This is a genomic window from Kitasatospora sp. NPDC059648, assembly GCF_042734825.1.
Lineage (GTDB): Bacteria > Actinomycetota > Actinomycetes > Streptomycetales > Streptomycetaceae > Kitasatospora.
This window is the reverse complement of the sequence record NZ_JBHWDU010000004.1, coordinates 43,845-61,637: the sequence shown is the minus strand read 5'-3', so window position 1 is coordinate 61,637 and position 17,793 is coordinate 43,845. Positions and strand designations below refer to the sequence as shown.

12 protein-coding genes are annotated in these 17,793 nt (G+C 72.5%); 5 read left to right on the top strand and 7 right to left on the bottom strand.

The features are described from left to right. Positions 1-429: 429 nt before the first annotated feature. The 6 genes from ACFV1W_RS04170 to ACFV1W_RS04145 form a co-directional block, all read right to left on the bottom strand. Entirely contained in the window at positions 430-1,632 is a 1,203-nt protein-coding gene (locus tag ACFV1W_RS04170) for an acyl-CoA dehydrogenase family protein (RefSeq protein WP_380412922.1), read from the bottom strand. A gap of 149 nt (positions 1,633-1,781) precedes the next feature. Continuing rightward, positions 1,782-2,285 carry a MaoC family dehydratase gene (locus tag ACFV1W_RS04165; RefSeq protein ID WP_380412920.1) on the bottom strand — a complete coding sequence of 168 codons (504 nt, stop codon included), beginning with the start codon at positions 2,283-2,285 and terminating at the stop codon, positions 1,782-1,784. 11 nt (positions 2,286-2,296) lie between these two features. Next, positions 2,297-3,259, bottom strand: coding sequence for an HpcH/HpaI aldolase/citrate lyase family protein (locus ACFV1W_RS04160; protein WP_380412918.1), 963 nt, complete (start codon positions 3,257-3,259; stop codon positions 2,297-2,299). Between the two features lie 43 nt (positions 3,260-3,302). Further along, positions 3,303-5,333, bottom strand: coding sequence for a protein meaA (locus tag ACFV1W_RS04155; RefSeq protein ID WP_380412916.1), 2,031 nt, complete (start codon positions 5,331-5,333; stop codon positions 3,303-3,305). A 10-nt stretch (positions 5,334-5,343) separates the two neighbouring features. After that, entirely contained in the window at positions 5,344-6,681 is a 1,338-nt protein-coding gene (gene ccrA, locus ACFV1W_RS04150) for a crotonyl-CoA carboxylase/reductase (RefSeq protein WP_380412914.1), read from the bottom strand. 385 nt (positions 6,682-7,066) lie between these two features. Further along, positions 7,067-7,987, bottom strand: a complete 921-nt coding sequence (locus ACFV1W_RS04145; protein ID WP_380412912.1) for a TetR family transcriptional regulator — start codon at positions 7,985-7,987, stop codon at positions 7,067-7,069. Between ACFV1W_RS04145 and ACFV1W_RS04140 the strand changes: the two genes are divergently transcribed. Further along, positions 7,986-8,156 carry a hypothetical protein gene (locus ACFV1W_RS04140; RefSeq protein ID WP_380412910.1) on the top strand — a complete coding sequence of 57 codons (171 nt, stop codon included), beginning with the start codon at positions 7,986-7,988 and terminating at the stop codon, positions 8,154-8,156. The genes ACFV1W_RS04145 and ACFV1W_RS04140 overlap by 2 nt on opposite strands. Positions 8,157-8,217: 61 nt before the next feature. Here the strand turns inward: ACFV1W_RS04140 and ACFV1W_RS04135 are convergent, their stop codons facing one another. Next, complete coding sequence (locus ACFV1W_RS04135) at positions 8,218-9,993, bottom strand: 3-hydroxyacyl-CoA dehydrogenase family protein (protein ID WP_380412908.1); 1,776 nt, start codon at positions 9,991-9,993, stop codon at positions 8,218-8,220. Positions 9,994-10,538: 545 nt separating this feature from the next. On the opposite strand from ACFV1W_RS04135, the gene ACFV1W_RS04130 reads away from it, so the two are divergent. The 4 genes from ACFV1W_RS04130 (at position 10,539) to ACFV1W_RS04115 (ending at position 17,650) form a co-directional block, all read left to right on the top strand. Further along, positions 10,539-13,265, top strand: coding sequence for an MXAN_6230/SCO0854 family RING domain-containing protein (locus ACFV1W_RS04130; protein WP_380412906.1), 2,727 nt, complete (start codon positions 10,539-10,541; stop codon positions 13,263-13,265). Between the two features lie 75 nt (positions 13,266-13,340). Next, positions 13,341-14,783 carry a glutamine synthetase gene (locus tag ACFV1W_RS04125; protein ID WP_380412904.1) on the top strand — a complete coding sequence of 481 codons (1,443 nt, stop codon included), beginning with the start codon at positions 13,341-13,343 and terminating at the stop codon, positions 14,781-14,783. 3 nt (positions 14,784-14,786) lie between these two features. After that, positions 14,787-15,911 carry an amidohydrolase family protein gene (locus ACFV1W_RS04120; protein WP_380412903.1) on the top strand — a complete coding sequence of 375 codons (1,125 nt, stop codon included), beginning with the start codon at positions 14,787-14,789 and terminating at the stop codon, positions 15,909-15,911. A gap of 248 nt (positions 15,912-16,159) precedes the next feature. Then, positions 16,160-17,650: a S8 family serine peptidase gene (locus ACFV1W_RS04115; protein WP_380412901.1), complete on the top strand. Its 1,491-nt coding sequence runs from the start codon at positions 16,160-16,162 to the stop codon at positions 17,648-17,650. The last annotated feature ends 143 nt before the right edge of the window (positions 17,651-17,793 follow it).

Genomic DNA, 17,793 nt, shown 5'->3' with positions numbered 1-17,793 from the left:
GCTATCGGGAGCAGACGGTGGGTGGGCAACCCGCCTGCTCGTTCATGTGTCCGGTGGGAGCGCCTTCACGCGTCCCGCCCATACGACCGTAGCTCGCCCCGGTCCGGTTCCCAAGGGACCGGACACGGCTGGTGACTCTTGTCTCAGCCGGGTGGTGCGCGGAACCCGGTGGGGGACACGGCCCGTGGCGGTCGGAAGAAGGTGCACGGAAGCGGCCGCAGGGCGCGTCGTTGCAGCTGTACGCCCTGCGGCCGCTTTCCGGAGGCCGTGCCGGGCCCTGGCGGACCAGGCCGGGCCCGTGACGGGGCACGGCACTCTGCCGGGACGGGCCCGCACGCCCGTCGACCGGCGGTTCGGAGGGGGCCGCCCCTCAATCGGGGCGGCCCCGCAATCACTCGGCGGTCCCGCCCGGGGCGGGAGGCCGGGCCGTCACTCGGCGATCCTGTACTCCTCCAGGAGCCGGCGTCCGACGATCATCTTCTGGATCTCCGCAGTTCCTTCACCGATGAGCAGCATCGGGGCCTCGCGGTAGAGGCGCTCGATCTCGTACTCCTTGGAGAAGCCGTAGCCGCCGTGGATCCGGAAGGCGTCCTCGACGACCTCCTTGCAGTACTCCGAGGCCAGGTACTTGGCCATGCCCGCTTCGAGGTCGTTGCGCTCGCCGCTGTCCTTCTTGCGGGCGGCCATGACCATCATCTGGTGGGCGGCCTCGACCTTGGTGGCCATCTCGGCGAGCTTGAACTGGATCGCCTGGTGTTCGGCGATCTTCTTGCCGAAGGTGGCGCGCTGCTGGGCGTAGGAGATGCCGAGCTCGAAGGCGCGGCGGGCGACGCCGCAGCCGCGGGCGGCGACGTTGACACGGCCGACCTCGACGCCGTCCATCATCTGGTAGAAGCCGCGGCCCGGGACGCCGCCGAGGATGCGGTCGGCGGGGATCCGCACGTCCTGCAGCACCAGCTCGGTGGTGTCGACGCCCTTGTAGCCCATCTTCTCGATCTTCCCGGGCACGGTGAGGCCGGGGACGGTCTGGTTCGGGCCGAAGCCGGCCGTCTTCTCGATCAGGAAGGTGGTCATGTTCTTGTACGGGGTGTCGCCGCCCTCGTCGGTCTTGCACAGGACCGCGACCAGGGTGGAGGTGCCGCCGTTGGTGAGCCACATCTTCTGGCCGTTGAGGACGTAGAAGTCTCCGTCCTTGACGCCCTTGGTGGAGATGGCCGATACGTCGGAGCCGAGGCCGGGCTCGGACATCGAGAAGGCGCCGCGGATCTCGCCGGCGGCCATCTTCGGCAGGAAGTAGTCCTTCTGCTCCTGGGTGCCGTGGGCGTTGATCATGTGCGCCACGATGAAGTGGGTGTTGACGATGCCGGAGACCGACATCCAGCCGCGGGCGATCTCCTCGACCACCAGGGCGTAGGTGAGCAGGGACTCGCCGAGGCCGCCGTACTCCTCGGGGATGGTGAGGCCGAACAGCCCGAGCTGCTTCATGCCCTCGACGATGGCGGTCGGGTACTCGTCCTTGTGCTCCAGCTCGGTCGCGACCGGGATGATCTCCTTGTCGACGAAATCCCGCACGGTGGCGAGGATGTCCCGCTGGATCTCGGTGAGGCCGTCGGTCTGTGCGAGGCGTCCCATCGTGCGGCTCCGGAATGTCTGAAGAGGGCGGGGGGGGGGGATTTCCGGGGGCCCTGCCGGCGTGGCTGCGGCAGCAGGGCCCCCGACCGGGTGGGGGTCGGCCGATGACGGCGGCCTCCCCGTCCGGGGTCTCTATATAGGGGAGGGGTTCAGGAGAGCGGCTCGGGGCGCCCGGGCTGCTCGCCGCCGCGCTCCTTGATGTACGTCTCGGTCGGCACCATCACCTTGCGGCGGAAGATGCAGACGACCGTGCCGTCCTGCTTGTACCCCTTGGTCTCGACGTGGACGATGCCGCGGTCGCTCTTGGACTTGGACGGCCACTTGTCGAGCACGGTGGTCTCGCCGTAGATGGTGTCGCCGTGGAAGGTCGGCGCGATGTGCCGCAGCGACTCGATCTCCAGGTTGGCGATCGCCTTGCCGGAGACGTCCGGGACGGACATGCCCAGCAGCAGCGAGTAGATGTAGTTGCCCACCACGACGTTCTTGCCGAAGTCCGTCGTCTTCTCCGCATAGTTGGTGTCCATGTGGAGCGGGTGGTGGTTCATGGTGAGCAGGCAGAAGAGGTGGTCGTCGTACTCGGTGACCGTCTTGCCGGGCCAGTGCTTGTAGACCGCGCCGACCTCGAACTCCTCGTAGGTGCGTCCGAACTGCATGGCTCAGGCCCTCAGCTTTCCGGGATCTCGAACTTGGTGGTGCGCTGCATGCCGGCGGCCCGGCCCTTGCCGGCGATGACCAGGGCCATCTTGCGGCTGGCCTCGTCGATCATCTCGTCGCCGAGCATCGCGGAGCCCTTGGCGCCGCCCGCCTCGGAGGTGCAGTAGTCGTAGGCGTCGAGGATCAGCTCGGCGTGGTCGTAGTCCTCCTGCGAGGGCGAGTAGATCTCGTTCGCGGCGGCGACCTGGTCCGGGTGCAGCACCCACTTGCCGTCGAAGCCGAGGGCGGCGGAGCGGCGGGCGACCTCGCGGTAGCCCTCCTGGTTGCGGATCTGCAGGTAGGGGCCGTCGATCGCCTGGAGGTCGTTGGCGCGGGCGGCCATCAGGATGCGCATCAGGATGTAGTGGTAGGCGTCGGCGCCGTAGCCGGGCGGCTGCTCGCCGACCACCAGGGACTTCATGTTGATCGAGGCCATGAAGTCGGCGGGGCCGAAGATGATGGTCTCCAGCCGGGGCGAGGCCTCGGCGATGGCGTCGACGTTGATCAGGCCCTTGGCGTTCTCGATCTGCGCCTCGATGCCGATCTTGCCGACCTCGAAGCCCATGGTCTTCTCGATCTGGGTGAGCAGCAGGTCGAGCGCCTTGACCTGCTCGGCGTCCTGGACCTTCGGCAGCATGATGCAGTCGAGGTTGGGGCCGGCGCCCTCGACCACGGTGATCACGTCGCGGTAGGTCCAGTGGGTGGTCCAGTCGTTGACGCGGACGACGCGGGTCTTGTTGCCCCAGTCGCCGTTGTTCAGCGCGTCGACGATGTTGTGGCGGGCGCTCTCCTTGACCAGCGGGGCGCAGGCGTCCTCCAGGTCGAGGAAGACCTGGTCGGCCGGGAGGCCCTGGGCCTTCTCCAGGAAGCGCGGGTTGCTGCCGGGTACGGCGAGGCAGGAGCGGCGCGGGCGCAGGCGGTTGACAGTCGTCATGAGGGTGGTTCGGTTCCTTCCCAGTGGTCAGCTGGTCAGCTGGTCAGTTCGTGGCCGCGGTCGGTGCGGGCGTCCACGGCTGGAGCTTGTTGGCCAGCCGGATCTCGTCCACGATCCGGCCGATGATGGTGGTGATGCCGAAGTCCTTCGGGGTGAACACGGCGGCGACGCCGGCCGCCTTGAGGGCCTCGCCGTCCGCTGCCGGGATGATGCCACCCACGATCACCGGGACATCCTCCACCCCCGCGCGGCGCAGCCGCTTCAGGACGTCCGGCACCAGCTCGGAGTGGGCCCCGGAGAGGATGGACAGGCCCACGCAGTGCACGTCCTCCGCCACGGCGGCCGAGACGATCTGCTCCGGGGTGAGCCGGATGCCCTGGTAGACCACCTCGAACCCGGCGTCGCGGGCCCGGACGGCGATCTGCTCGGCGCCGTTGGAGTGCCCGTCCAGGCCGGGCTTGCCCACCAGCAGGCGCAGCTTGCCGGCACCGAGCTCCTCGGCGGTGGCGGCGACGGCGGCGCGGACCTGCTCCAGCTCCCCGCCGGGCTCGGCGGCGACGGCGACGGGCGCGCCGCCCACGCCGGTGGGGGCGCGGTACTCGCCGAACACCTCGCGCAGGGCGAAGGACCACTCGCCGGTGGTGACCCCGGCCCGGGCACAGGCGAGCGTGGCCGGCATCAGGTTGGCCTCGGTGGCGGCGACGGCCTTGAGCTCGGCCAGCGCCTCCTGGGCGGCGGCCTCGTCGCGCTGACCGCGCCAGGCCTCCAGGGCGGCGAGCACGGACTGCTCGGAGGCCGGGTCGACGACCATGATCGCGGTGTCGAGGTCGGCGGTGAGCGGGCTGGGCTCGGTGGTGTCGAAGCAGTTGACGCCGACGACCTTGTCCTCGCCGGACTCGATCCGGGCCCGGCGGGAGGCGTGCGAGGCGACCAGGTTGGACTTGAGGTAGCCGGACTCGACGGCCGGGATCACCCCGCCCATCTCCAGCACCTTGGCGATCTCCGCCTCGGCACCCGCCAGCAGCGCGGCGGTCTTGGCCTCGACCACCTCGGAGCCGTTGAAGAGGTCGCCGTACTCCAGCAGGTCGGACTCGTACGCCAGCACCTGCTGGATCCGCAGCGACCACTGCTGGTCCCACGGGCGGGGCAGGCCGAGCGCCTCGTTCCAGGCGGGCAGCTGGACGGCGCGGGCGCGGGCGTCCTTGGAGAGGGTGACGGCCAGCATCTCCAGGACGATCCGCTGGACGTTGTTCTCCGGCTGGGCCTCGGTCAGGCCGAGCGAGTTGACCTGGACGCCGTAGCGGAACCGGCGCTGCTTCGCGTCGGTGACGCCGTACCGCTCCAGCGTGACCTTCTCCCAGAGCTGGGCGAAGGCGCGCATCTTGCACATCTCCTCGACGAAGCGCACGCCGGCGTTGACGAAGAAGGAGATCCGGGCGACCACGTCGCCCATCCGCTCGGCGGGCACCTGCCCGGAGTCGCGGACGGCGTCGAGCACCGAGATGGCGGTGCACATCGCGTAGGCGATCTCCTGGACGGGCGTGGCCCCGGCCTCCTGCAGGTGGTAGCTGCAGATGTTGATCGGGTTCCACTTGGGGATGTTGCCGACCGTGTAGGCGATCATGTCGGTGATCAGGCGCACCGACGGGCCGGGCGGGAAGACGTGCGTCCCGCGCGACAGGTACTCCTTGACGATGTCGTTCTGGGTGGTGCCGGTGAGCTTGGCGATGTCGGCGCCCTGCTCCTCGGCGACCACCTGGTAGAGCGCCAGCAGCCACATCGCGGTGGCGTTGATCGTCATGGAGGTGTTGGTCTGTTCGAGCGGGATGCCGTCGAACAGGGTGCGCATGTCGCCGACGTGGCCGACCGGGACGCCGACCCGGCCCACCTCGCCGCGGGCGAGGATGTGGTCGGAGTCGTAGCCGGTCTGGGTCGGCAGGTCGAAGGCGACGGACAGACCGGTCTGGCCCTTCGCCAGGTTCCGCCGGTAGAGCGCGTTGGAGTCGCTCGCGGTGGAGTGGCCGGCGTAGGTGCGCATCAGCCAGGGGCGGTCGCGCTTCTGGGGCTCGGTCATCGGATCGGTCTCACACGTTCCGGAAGCGGTCGATGGCGGGGAGGTGCTTCTCGCGCAGTTCGCGGTCGCGGACGCCCAGGCCTTCTTCGGGGGCGAGGCACAGGACGCCGACCTTGCCCTGGTGCTTGTTGTGGTGGACGTCGAGGGCGGCCTGGCCGGTCTCCTCCAGGGTGTAGACCTTGGAGAGGGTGGGATGGATCTTGCCCTTGGCGACGAGGCGGTTGGCTTCGAAGGCCTCGCGGTAGTTGGCGAAGTGGGAGCCGACGATGCGCTTGAGGGACATCCACAGGTAGCGGTTGTCGTACTGGTGCATGTAGCCGGAGGTGGAGGCGCAGGTGACGATGGTGCCGCCCTTGCGGGTGACGTAGACGGAGGCGCCGAAGGTCTCGCGGCCGGGGTGTTCGAAGACGATGTCGACGTCCTCGCCGCCGGTGAACTCGCGGATCCTGGAGCCCAGGCGCTTCCACTCGCGGGGGTCCTGGTTGTGCTCGTCCTTCCAGAACCGGTAGCCCTCGGCGGAGCGGTCGATGATCGCCTCGGCGCCCATGGCGCGGCAGATGTCGGCCTTGGCCTGGCTGGAGACCACGCAGATGGGGGTGGCGCCGCCGGCCAGGGCGTACTGGGTGGCGTAGGAGCCCAGGCCGCCGCTGGCGCCCCAGATCAGGACGTTGTCGCCCTGCTTCATGCCGGCGCCGTTGCGCGAGACGAGCTGGCGGTAGGCGGTGGAGTTGACCAGGCCGGGGGAGGCGGCCTCCTCCCAGGTGAGGTGCTTCGGCTTGAGCAGCAGCTGGTTGGTCTTGACCAGGGCGATCTGGGCCAGGCCGCCGAAGTTGGTCTCGAAGCCCCAGATGCGCTGCTCGGGGTCCATCATCGTGTCGTTGTGGCCGTCGGGGGACTCCAGCTCGACGGAGAGGCAGTGGGCGACGACCTCGTCGCCGGGCTTCCAGGAGTTGACGCCGGCGCCGGTGCGCAGCACCACGCCGGCGAGGTCGGAGCCGAGCACGTGGTAGGGCAGGTCGTGGCGCTTGGTGAGGGGGGAGAGCCGGCCGTAGCGCTCCAGGAAGCCGAAGGTGGAGACGGGTTCGAAGATCGAGCTCCACACGGTGTTGTAGTTCACCGAGCTGGCCATCACGGCGACCAGGGCCTCGCCGGGGCCCAGCTCGGGCAGGGCGACCTCGTCGAGGTGAAGGGACTTGCGGGGGTCCTTGTCGCGGCTGTCGAGGCCCGCGAACATCTGCTCCTCGTCCTTGTGGAGCGTGACCGCCCGGTAGGACTCGGGGAGCTTGAGCGCCGCGAAGTCCGCCGACGAGGCGTCGGAGCTGAGGATCGCGTCGAGGATTTCCTGCATGGCTGCCTCCGAAGGCGTACCTGTGTGAGGGTCACAGGGCGTCTGGGGGAGCCGGGAGCGGACACCGGCTTCGCTGAGGTGGGTGGTTGGTGGTCAGGCGGTCGCCCGGTGGTGGTCCGGGCGGATCCGGCACTGCTTGAAATCTGGCACAGCTCCCGGGGTGTGGGAACGCCGGACGACGGCGCGCCGAGGTGGGGAGCCGCGGCGCCGCGACTGGTGGGTAACAAGGTAGTGGCACCCTGTGCCACTCGTAAAGACACTGGGTGTCAGGAATTCCGACGCTCTGGAAGGCTCCGGAACGCGCGTAGCGCGGGTATACCGAGGGCCCGCGCCGATGATTCGGTGCGGGCCCTCGTTGTGCCTTCGACCTGCTGTTTTGTGTCCCTCAGGCGCCCCGTTCGCCGCTCAGTGCGGCCCGGATGCTGTCCACCACGACGTCCAGCGGAGCGTCCGTCCGGGCGACTGTGATGAGCACCTCACCCCCGGGACTGGCACTCAGTGCGCTCTCCGCCACCCCGTCCCCTGGCATCCCACTGGCACCCGGTGCCACCACCGAACCCCGGCGTCTGGCACCCGGCGAGCTGGCGGCCCAGAAGGTCCGCCGGATCACCTCGAAGGAGTGGTCCAGCTGCGCCTCCACGTCACCCCGGCCGCCGGCCCGCAGCCAGCGCCGCAGCACGTGGTTGTGCGCCGCGACGACCGCCGCCGCCGACACCTCTGCCAGCATCGAGTCGTCCTCGCCGCCGCGCTGCCAGCCCGAGGGGATGGGCTCGCCGGTGTCGAAACGGCCCAGCAGGTAACGGGTGAACAGCCGCTCGTACCGGGCCACCACGGCGATCTCCCGCTCGCGCAGCGCAGGGACCTGACGGATCAGCTGGTACCGCGCGACCGACACGCCCGGGGTGGAGGCGTACATCCGCAGCACCTCCTTGATGCCGCGGCAGACCACGTCCAGCGGGTGCTCCTCCGGCTCGGCGCTGGCCAGCAGGTCGGCCACCCGGACCAGGGTGTCGTCGTGGTCGGGGAAGATCGCCTCCTCCTTCGACCGGAAGTACCGGAAGAAGGTGCGCCGGGCCACCCCGGCGGCCGCGGCGATCTGGTCGACCGTGGTCTCCTCGTAGCCCTGCGAGGCGAACAGCTCCATCGCCGCCGCGGCCAGGTCCTGACGCATCTGCTGACGCTGCGCCGCCGCCCGGCGGCTGCCCGGTCCCGCCTCCGGCGCGGCGGCCCCGGACGGGCCGGCCGTCCGGTCGGTGCCGCGCGGTCCGGCGGAGTGCTGCGGGGAGGCTGACTGAACCCGATCCATGTCCGGAACGCTACACGGCCCCGGCTGCGCACCCGCCGCCCTTCCCCGGCGCACCGGCGCGACCGGGCCGGTCACGGCCGGCCTGGGCCAGCGCGCGGACACCGTCCCCGGGGTCCAGCCGGGGCGCGCGGCGGCCCCGGAGCCGTACGCCGCGCCGCCGTTGCCGTAGGCGCCGCCCGACCCGGTGGCCGGGTCGTACGGCAGCTGCTCGCCCCCGGCCCGTGCGGTGGTCACCGGCGCGCGTGGTCGCGGAAGCCGCGGCCGGTCTTGCGGCCCAGGCAGCCCGCCGCCACCAGGTGCTCCAGCAGCGGCGCGGCGGCCAGGCCCGGCTCGCGGAACTCCTGGTGCAGCACCTGCTCGATGGTCAGCGAGACGTCCAGGCCGACCACGTCCAGCAGCTCGAAGGGGCCCATCGGGTAGCCGCAGCCCAGCTTCATCGCGGTGTCGATGTCGTCCACCGTCGCGTAGTGCTCCTGGAGCATCCGCACCGCGTCGTTCAGGTACGGGAACAGCAGCGCGTTGACGATGAAGCCGGCCCGGTCGCCGCACTCCACAGGGTGCTTGCGCACCTTCGCGGTCAGCTCCAGCACCGTCGCGGTGACGTCCGGCGCGGTCAGCACGGTGGAGACCACCTCGACCAGCTTCATCGCCGGGGCCGGGTTGAAGAAGTGCATGCCGATCACGTCCTGCGGCCGCGAGGTGGCGGTCGCGCAGCTGATCACCGGCAGCGAGGAGGTGGTGGTGGCGAGCACGGCGCCCGGGCGGACGATCTTGTCCAGGGTGGCGAACAGCTCCCGCTTGACCGCCAGGTCCTCGGCGACCGCCTCGACCACCAGGTCCACCTCGGCCAGCTCGGAGTACTGGCCGACCGGGGTGACCAGCGCCAGCGCGGCGTCCCGCTGCTCCCCGCTCAGCCGGCCCTTGGCGACCGAGCGCTCCAGCGACTTCGCGAGCTGCGCCTTGGCCCGGTCGGCCTTCTCCTGGCTGCGGGCGGCCAGCAGCACCGGGTGACCGGCCTTGGCGAACACCTCGGCGATGCCGGTGGCCATCGTGCCCGAGCCGCAGACGCCGACCGTGTGCACGGCGCGGCCGGGCACCTTGGCGCGGGCCGGCCCGGTCGCCGCGTCCACGGCCTTCGACGAGCCCGGCGCCTCGTAGGTGTAGAAGCCGCGGCCGGACTTGCGGCCCAGCAGCCCGGCCGAGACCAGCTGGCCGAGGATCGGCGCGGGCGCGTGCAGCTTGTCGCGGGACTGCTCGTACATCGCCTCCAGCACCGTGCGCGCGGTGTCGACGCCGATCAGGTCGAGCAGCGCCAGCGGGCCCATCGGCAGGCCGCAGCCGAGCCGCATCGCGGCGTCGATGTCCTCCCGGGAGGCGTACCTGGACTCGTACATCGCGGCGGCCTGGTTCAGGTACGCGAACAGCAGGCCGTTCACCACGAAGCCGGCGCGGTCGCCCGCCGCCACCGGCTCCTTGCCCAGGTCGCGGGCGAATGCGGCGGCGTCCTCGGCGGTCTGCGGGGAGGTCAGCACGGTGCGGACCACCTCGACCAGCTTCATGGTGTGCACCGGGTTGAAGAAGTGCAGGCCGAGCACCCGCTCCGGGCGGGCGGTTGCGGCCGCGATCCGGGTCACCGACAGGGCGGTGGTGCCGGTGGCCAGCACCGTGTCCTCCGGGCAGATCCGGTCCAGCTCGGCGAAGACCTCCCGCTTCAGCTCCAGCTGCTCGGGGACCTCCTCGATCACCAGGTCCGCCTCGGCGGCGGCCGTCAGCGCGTGCCCGACCGAGATCCGGGCCAGCAGCGCGGTGCGCTCCCCGGCGGTGATCCGCTCCCGGTCGACCGCGTGCGCGGTCGCCTCCTCGATCCGGGCCAGCGCCCGGGCGGCCGAGTCCTCGGTGGCCTCGATGCCGATCACCCGGCGGCCGCTCCTGGCGACCGCGACCGCGACGCCGGCACCCATCGTGCCGAGGCCGACGACGGCCACGGTGGGGAAGGGACGCTCCATGTCCTGACTCCTAGTCATGAAGGGCCCGCGCGTGCTCCGGCGGGCGGGCCGCCGCACCCGTCGACGAAACGGGGGCGGCCGCCGCCGGAGGAGGGTCCACGCGCGGGGGCTGGGGAGATGACGGGTCCGGCACACCCGGGCGTCGGCCGGTCCGCTCCGGCCGAACTGCGGGGTGTGCCGTGGTGCTCAGGCGCTCGAAGGTGAAGGAAGCGGCGCTGATACGAGGAGAGAAACCCGGCCCGCCGCGGTTCGCGGCACCGGCCGGTGAAGACGCACCGCGCGGGTGCCGCAGACACGGCGACCGCGACCTGCCGCCGGTGCGGCTCCCGAAGCCCGGCGGTGGTGCGTGCGGCCACTGTAGCGAAGCTACTCGCGGGTAGGAAGGGGGCGTGGACGGAAAACCGTTCGGAGCCGGCAAGCGGATTCGCTAGGGTGATCCACGCGGGGGCGGCTCCGCGGCGTGCTTCCTTCTCTCATCTTTCACATGACCCGAGTGCGCCCACTCTCCGCCCCCGCTTCGTCATATCCAGCGGGGGACAGAAGAAGTGAAGAAGCCCGACACCGCCGCGCCCGGAAGCGCCCTGGACGCCTACCTGCTGCGCCACCACGGACAGGTCCTGGTCGCACCCGGAGCCGCGCCCGGCGAACCGGACCCGTGGACGGCCGAGGGCCTGGTGGCCCTGGAAGCCGACCTGGCACGGCTCGGCCACGTCCTCACCAAGCCGCTGCGCGACGCGCTGCGCCGGCTGCGCCCGGCCGACCTCGCCGAGGCCGGCTCCCGGCTGCTGGCCGGCATCGAGTCCCTGCTCGGCAGCGACCGCCGCCACCAGCCGCTGTTCCGCCGCTTCCCCGACGGCGTGCCCTCGGACGCCCACGCCGACTACTCCGTCCTCATCCGCGGCTACCTGCTCCGCCAGTCCAGCCAGCTCTGCCTGGTCTGCGAGCGCACCAGCCTGGAGGCCGGGATCGGCGCCCTCGCCCCCTGCGCCCACCTGCTGTGCGGGGACTGCTTCGAGGACCTGAACGAGGACGGCGGTGGTCGCCACTGCCCGCTCTGCGGCACTCCGGTGGACCGCGAACACCACCTGCCGACGGACACCAGGGGCGCCCGCAAGGCCGCCCGCGAGCTGCCGGCGGAGCAGGCCCTCAAGCCGCTGCGCCTGGCCGAGGCCGGTGACGCGGCCGCGCTCGCCGGCGCCGCGCTCGCCGCCCTGCTCACCCGGCGGACCCCGCTCAACCCGCAGGAGCGCGAGGACCTCACCCTGCTGCTCGACCACGCCCCGGCCGATCCGGCCGCCTGGCTGCCCACGGAGATCCCGGTCCGGGAGAGCCGCGCCACCGTGCTGGCCGCCCTGCTGCGCCGCGACCCGGAGCGCACCCGCCCGCTGCTCGCCGCCCACATCACCACCGCCACCGACGTGCTGCGGCTGATCTGGGCCTGGTCCGGCGCCGAACCCGACCTGCTGCCGGCCACCGCCCGCGGCCTGCGGCTGCGCAACCTGCCCCGCCCGCTGCGCCGCGAGCTGCTCGCCGTCCTCGACGCGCTCCCGGTCGGCACCCTCGCCGAGGACCTGTGCCGCCACCGCGCCGCCTGGCTGCGGGCCGGCGAACTGCTGCACCCGTACGAGCACCGCGCGCGCTTCCCGTACGCGGCCGCGGCCTTCGCGGTCGTCCGGCAGAGCGACCTCGACCTGCACGGCCTCGGCCCGCAGCTGCGCGAGGCCCCCGCCCCGCTGCGGGTGCGCGAGACGCCCGCCGGCCACACCCGGCTCACCGTCGAGACCTTCGCCGCCCGGGTCGAGCACGCCCTCGCCCAGGGCGACCTGCCCGCCGCCGTCCGGCTGCTGGCCACCCGCCCCGGCGAACTGGTGCGCCGACTGCACCACCTGCTGCGGGTGCAGGCCACCTGGCTCCCCGGCGAGCCGCTGCCCGCCGACCTCGCCGACGCCCTGCCGCGGGCCCTGCGCGCCGTCGCCCCCGGACCGCTGCTCGGCGCGTACGGGCGGCTGCGCGCACCGCGCCGGCTCGGCGAGCAGCGGCTGTACTTCCCCCGCGGCCGGGTCCCCTCCGCCCACGCCCGCACCGACTGGGGCACGCCCGTACCGGCCGGGCTGAGCGCGCCGGCCTGCGCCCTGATCGAGGCCGAACTGCTGCGCCGCGCCGAGCGCTCGACGGCGGAGGACGGCCGCTACGAGGTGGCCGTGCTGGACGCCGGACTGGCCGACCTGTTCGTCCCGTTCGCCGAACGCGCCAGCGCCAGGACCCTCGTCGCGGTGCCCCGCGGCAGCGTGCAGCCGCTCCCGGACGGGCAGCACCTGCGCCTGTTCGTGCACTGGATGCAGCGCGCGCACCAGCGGGTGGACCTCGACCTGTCGGTCGCCTTCTACGACGAGGAATGGCGGTTCGCCGGCCTGTGCGACTACACCCGGCTGGTGGTCGGCCCGCGTGGCGCCGTGCACTCCGGCGACTTCACCACCGCCCCGCCGCCGCACGGCGCCACCGAGTTCGTCGACCTCGACGTGCGGGCGCTCGGCAAGGAAGGCGCCCGGTACGCCGTGGTGGTGGTCTTCAGCTACAACGACGTCCCCTTCGAGGACCTCACCGACGCCTTCGCCGGATTCATGGCCCTCACCCCCTCCGAGGCGGCCCGGCAGCGCACCGGCACCTTCCGCCCCCGGAGCGTGCGCCAGCGCCTGGACCTCGCCGGGGACGCCCGGATCTGCGTGCCGATGATCGTCGACCTGCAGACCCGCACCCACACCTGGACCGACCTCAACGTCGGCTCCGGCGCCGGGTTCCACGACGTCGGCCGGCACCACGCCGCGATCGGCTCGCTGGCCGAGTCGGTGCTGACCCACTTCGCCCCCGGCTCCCGGGCCACCCTGTGGGACCTCGGCTGCGCCGCCGCCGCGGCCGGCAGCGACGAGGTGTGGGTGCGCGACCGGAGCGGCCGCGGGATCGGCCGCTACCGCCGGGGACCGGACGAGCCGGTGGCCGCCTTCGCCGAGCGGGTGCGCGGGCGGCACGAGAGCGACCACCGCACCGAGCAGCCGCCGGACGACACCGCACGGCTGATCGCCGAACGCCTGGCCGGTGCGCGGGCGTTCGCGGCCCTGGTGCACGGTGACGTACCCGCCCCGGCGGGAGCGGGCGGGACGCTCTACCGGCTCTACCCGGGGCCGCTGGACGGCGCGCCGGACGCCCTGGAGCGGATCACCGCGGGGGAGTTGGTGGCCCGCTTCGCTCCGAGCGGCGGCTCCCCCATCGAGTGAACGGGCGGACGGCCGTCCATCCGTTCCACTCGATAGGGGAGTTACCGGTACCCGGTCGGCGGGCAGCATGGTGACATGGGCACTGTCACCGCCTCCCAGGCCGCCGGGCCGTTCGGCCCCGGCGCCTCCCCGGCCGCACTCACGGCCGCCGTCGCGCTGCCCCCGCGGGCCGAGCGCGCCGCGCGGGCCGAGGAGGCCGTCGACCGGCTGCGCACCGCCGCCGTCGAGGCGGTGGCCGTCACCTGGGTGGACAACGCAGGCATCACCCGGGTCAAGGCCGTGCCGCTCAGCGGCCTGGTGCACGCGGCCGAGTGGGGCGTCGGCACCGCGCCCTGCTTCGACGTGTTCCTCGCCGACGACGCCATCACCACCAGCCCGGTCATCGGCGGCCCCACGGGGGACCTGCGGCTCTACCCCGACCTCGACCGGATCGTCCGGCTGGCCGCCCAGCCCGGCTGGGCCTGGGCCCCGGGGGACCGCCACACCCAGGCCGGCGGCCCGCACCCCGGCTGCCAACGGCTGTTCGCCCGCCGGATGGAGGCCGCGGCCGCCGCCCGCGGGCTGAGCCTCAAGGCCGGCATCGAGGTCGAGTGGGTGGTCGCCCTGGCCGGGCCCCCGAACGAGCCGCCGCAATACCCGACGCACGGCCCCGCCTACGGCATGCACCGCGTCACCGACCTCTCCGACTACCTGCGGGACGTCCTGCGCGCCCTCGGCGAGCAGGGGCTGAGCGTGCTGCAGATCCACCCCGAGTACGCCCCGGGCCAGTTCGAGGTCTCGGTCGCCCCCGAGGGCCCGGTCGGCGCCGCCGACACCTCCGTCCTGGTCCGGCAGACCGTCCGCGCCGTCTCCGCCAGGTTCGGCCTGCGGACGTCCTTCGCCCCCGTGGTCGAGCCCGACACGGTCGGCAACGGCGGGCACCTGCACCTCAGCCTCTGGCGGGACGGCCGCAACCTCGGCCACGGCGGCCCCGGCCCGTACGGGCTGACGGCCGAGGCCGAGGGCTTCCTCGCCGGAGTGCTCCGGGCCCTGCCCGAACTCCTGGTGCTGGGCTGCTCCAGCCCCGCCGGGTACCTGCGGCTGGTGCCCTCGCACTGGGCCGGGGCGTACCAGTGCTGGGGCCTGGAGAACCGGGAGGCCGCGCTGCGCCTGGTCACCGGTTCCACCGGGGAGCGGGCCGCCGCCGCGAACGCCGAGGTCAAGTGCTTCGACGCGAGCGCCAACCCGTACCTGGCGGTCGGCGCGGTGCTCGCCGAGGGCCTCGCCGGGCTGGAGCAGCGCCACGCCCTGCCCCCGGAGTTCGCCGGCGACCCGGCCGCCGCCGAGCCCGGCACGGTGCCCCGGCTGCCGCAGGACCCGGCCGAGGCGATCGCCGCGTACGAGCGCTCGGCGGTGCTGCGCGAGGCGCTCGGCGAGCCGCTCCACCAGGCGGTGCTGGCGGTGCGCCGGGCCGAGGCCGAGCAGTACGCGGCGGTCGGCCCCGAGGAGTTGGTCGCGGCGACGCGCTGGAGGTACTGACCGGTGGCCCGGCTCCTGGAGGTCGGGCCGCTGGTCGACCACCACTGCCACAGCGTGGTCGCCGCCGAACTCTCCGACGACGCCCTGGCCGGGCTGCTCACCGAGTCCGACCGGCCGCCCGCGCCCGGCTGCTCGCCCTTCGACAGCGCTCTCGGCCTGGCCGTGCGGCGCTGGTGCCCGCCCGCGCTCGGCCTGCCCGCGCACGCTCCGGCCGCCGACTACCTGGCCCGGCGGCGCGAGTTGGGCGCCGCCGAGGCGACCCGCCGGCTGCTCGCGGCCGCCGGGCTGGACACCTGTCTGGTGGACACCGGGCTGACCGCCGCCGCGGGCCGCGAGCTGCTGCCGCTGACCGGACTCGCGGAGGCCACCGGGGCGGTGGTGCGCGAGGTGGTCCGGCTGGAGTCGGTGGCCGAGACGGTCGCGTCCGGCGCCGAGGACTGGCCCGGTGCCGTCGCCGAGGCGCTGGCGGCGGCCGCCACCGGCGCGGTCGCGGTCAAGTCGGTGCTCGCCTACCGGCACGGCCTGGCCGTACCGGCCGAACGACCCGCGCGCCCGGCCGTGGTGGCCGCCGCCGGGGCCCGGCTGCGCGGCGGCCGTGGCCGCCTGGCCGACCCGGTGCTGCTGCACCACCTGCTCTGGACGGCCGTGGACGTCTGCGCCGAGCTGGGCCTGCCGCTCCAACTCCACACCGGCTTCGGCGATCCCGACCTCACCCTGCACCTCGCCGACCCCGCCCTGCTGAGCGACTTCGTCCGCGCCGCCGAGCCGAGCGGTGTCCCGCTGGTGCTGCTGCACGGCTATCCGTACCACCGGCAGGCCGCCTGGCTGGCCCAGGCCTTTCCGACGGTGTACACGGACCTCGGGCTGACGGCCTCCTACACCGGGCCGCGGGTGGCGGCGGTGCTCGGGGAGATGCTCGAACTCGTGCCGTTCGGAAAACTGTTGTTCTCCACCGATGCCTACGGACTTCCCGAACTGTTCTCGGTGGGCGCCGCACAGTTCCGGTACGGACTGGGCACACTGCTCTCCGACTGGCAGGCGGACGGGGCCTGTTCGGCGTCGGACGCCCGGCGGCTGGCGCGACTGGTCGCCGCCGACAACGCGCGCCGGTTGTACGCGCTCCAGTAGGCGTTCCGGCTGATCCTCGCGTACATGACCAGCCTGGTCCCCTCGTTGGCGAACCATCACTTTTTAACAATCTTCCGCTCTGTTGCGATTGTTGGCCGATGGCGCGCAAACCGACGCTGTTGGTTGAGATGTGACGATTAGATGACTACCTCTTGCGCTTTTCAGCGAATATTCATTAACGTCCCGACCATCCCAGCGCACCTGCCACACCGCAGCTGCCGCATGACGACTCGGGAGGGCCAACCCCAATGAGAGTTCCTCGGATCAGCCGGACCCGGTACGCGGCAGTGGGCCTCGTGCTCGCCACCGCCGGCGCCCTCGCGCTCCCGGCCGGCACCGCCGTCGCGGCGCCCACCGGCGACTCGACGACCGGTCCGCTGCTCAGCTACGTCGTCAACACCAAGGCCAACCACGGCCAGGTGCAGAAGGTCGAGAAGGCCATCACCGGCCTCGGCGGCACGGTGGTCCAGTCCTACGAGCAGATCGGCGTCGTGGTCGCCCGCTCGAACGACACCAAGTTCGCGGAGAAGCTGCGCCTGGCCAAGGGTGTGGACTCCGTCGGTGCCAGCCGCACCAAGGGCATCCTCGCCTCCGACCAGGGCAAGGCCGACGTCGCCGCCGAGCCGACCGGCGCCGCCGCCGCTGCCGACGGCCAGGAGCCGTACGAGCCCAACCAGTGGGACATGCGCCAGATCGGCGTCGACAAGGCGCACAAGATCTCGCTGGGCAGCCGCAACGTCACCGTCGGCGTGCTGGACTCCGGCATCGACGCCACCCACGAGGACCTGGCGGCCAACGTGGACGCCTCGCAGTCGGTCTCCTGCATCGACGGCAGGACGAACACCGACTGGAAGGCCTGGCAGCCGACCACCAGCGACCACGGCACCCACGTGGCCGGCACCATCGCCGCCGCCAAGAACGGCAAGGGCGTCATCGGCGTCGCCCCCAACGTGAAGCTGGCCGCGGTCAAGGTCGTCGACGACGGTGGCTTCATCTACCCGGAGAACGCGGTCTGCGGTTTCGTCTGGGCCGGCGAGCACGGCTTCAAGGTGACCAACAACAGCTACTACGTCGACCCGTGGATGTTCAACTGCCCGAACGACAAGGACCAGGCCGCGATCTCGGACGCGGTCCGCAAGGCCGTCGCCTTCTCGCAGCGCAAGGGCGTCCTGAACGTCGCCGCCGCGGGCAACGAGAACATCGACCTGGCGCACAAGACCACTGACGTCTCCAGCCCGGACGACACCAAGCCCGGCAGCCGCCCGGTCACCAACGACTGCCTGTCGCTGCCGACCGAGCTGCCCGGTGTGATCGCGGTCTCCGCGGTCGGCGTCAACGGCGACAAGTCGTACTACTCCAGCTACGGCAAGGGCGTCGTCACCGTCGCCGCGCCGGGCGGCGACGCCCGCTACCAGATCCCGGACACCCCGGACAAGAACGGTCGCACCCTGTCGACGATCCCGGGCAACAAGTACGGGTACATGCAGGGCACCTCGATGGCCACCCCGCACGTCACCGGTGTGGTCGCGCTGCTCGCCAGCACCTTCCCGTGGGCCAGCCCGGACGAGCTGACCGAGCTGCTGACCAACCAGGCCGAGTCGCACGCCTGCCCGACCGGCGTGTACAACCCGGGCAACACCGGTAAGTTCACCGCCACCTGCGAGGGCGGCGCGGACGACAACGGCTTCTACGGCGCGGGCATCATCAACGCCGAGAAGGCGGTCCAGTGGTGGCGCTGACGCGCTGACCACCGAGCGCTGAGCACCGAACACTGAGCCGGGGGGCGGGGCCCCCGGCCCCCCACCCCCGCAGCGGTACGCAACACGGCCCCCACGCGCGTCAGAACACGAAATGGGGGAGCCCAACCCGAAACACCCCCCAC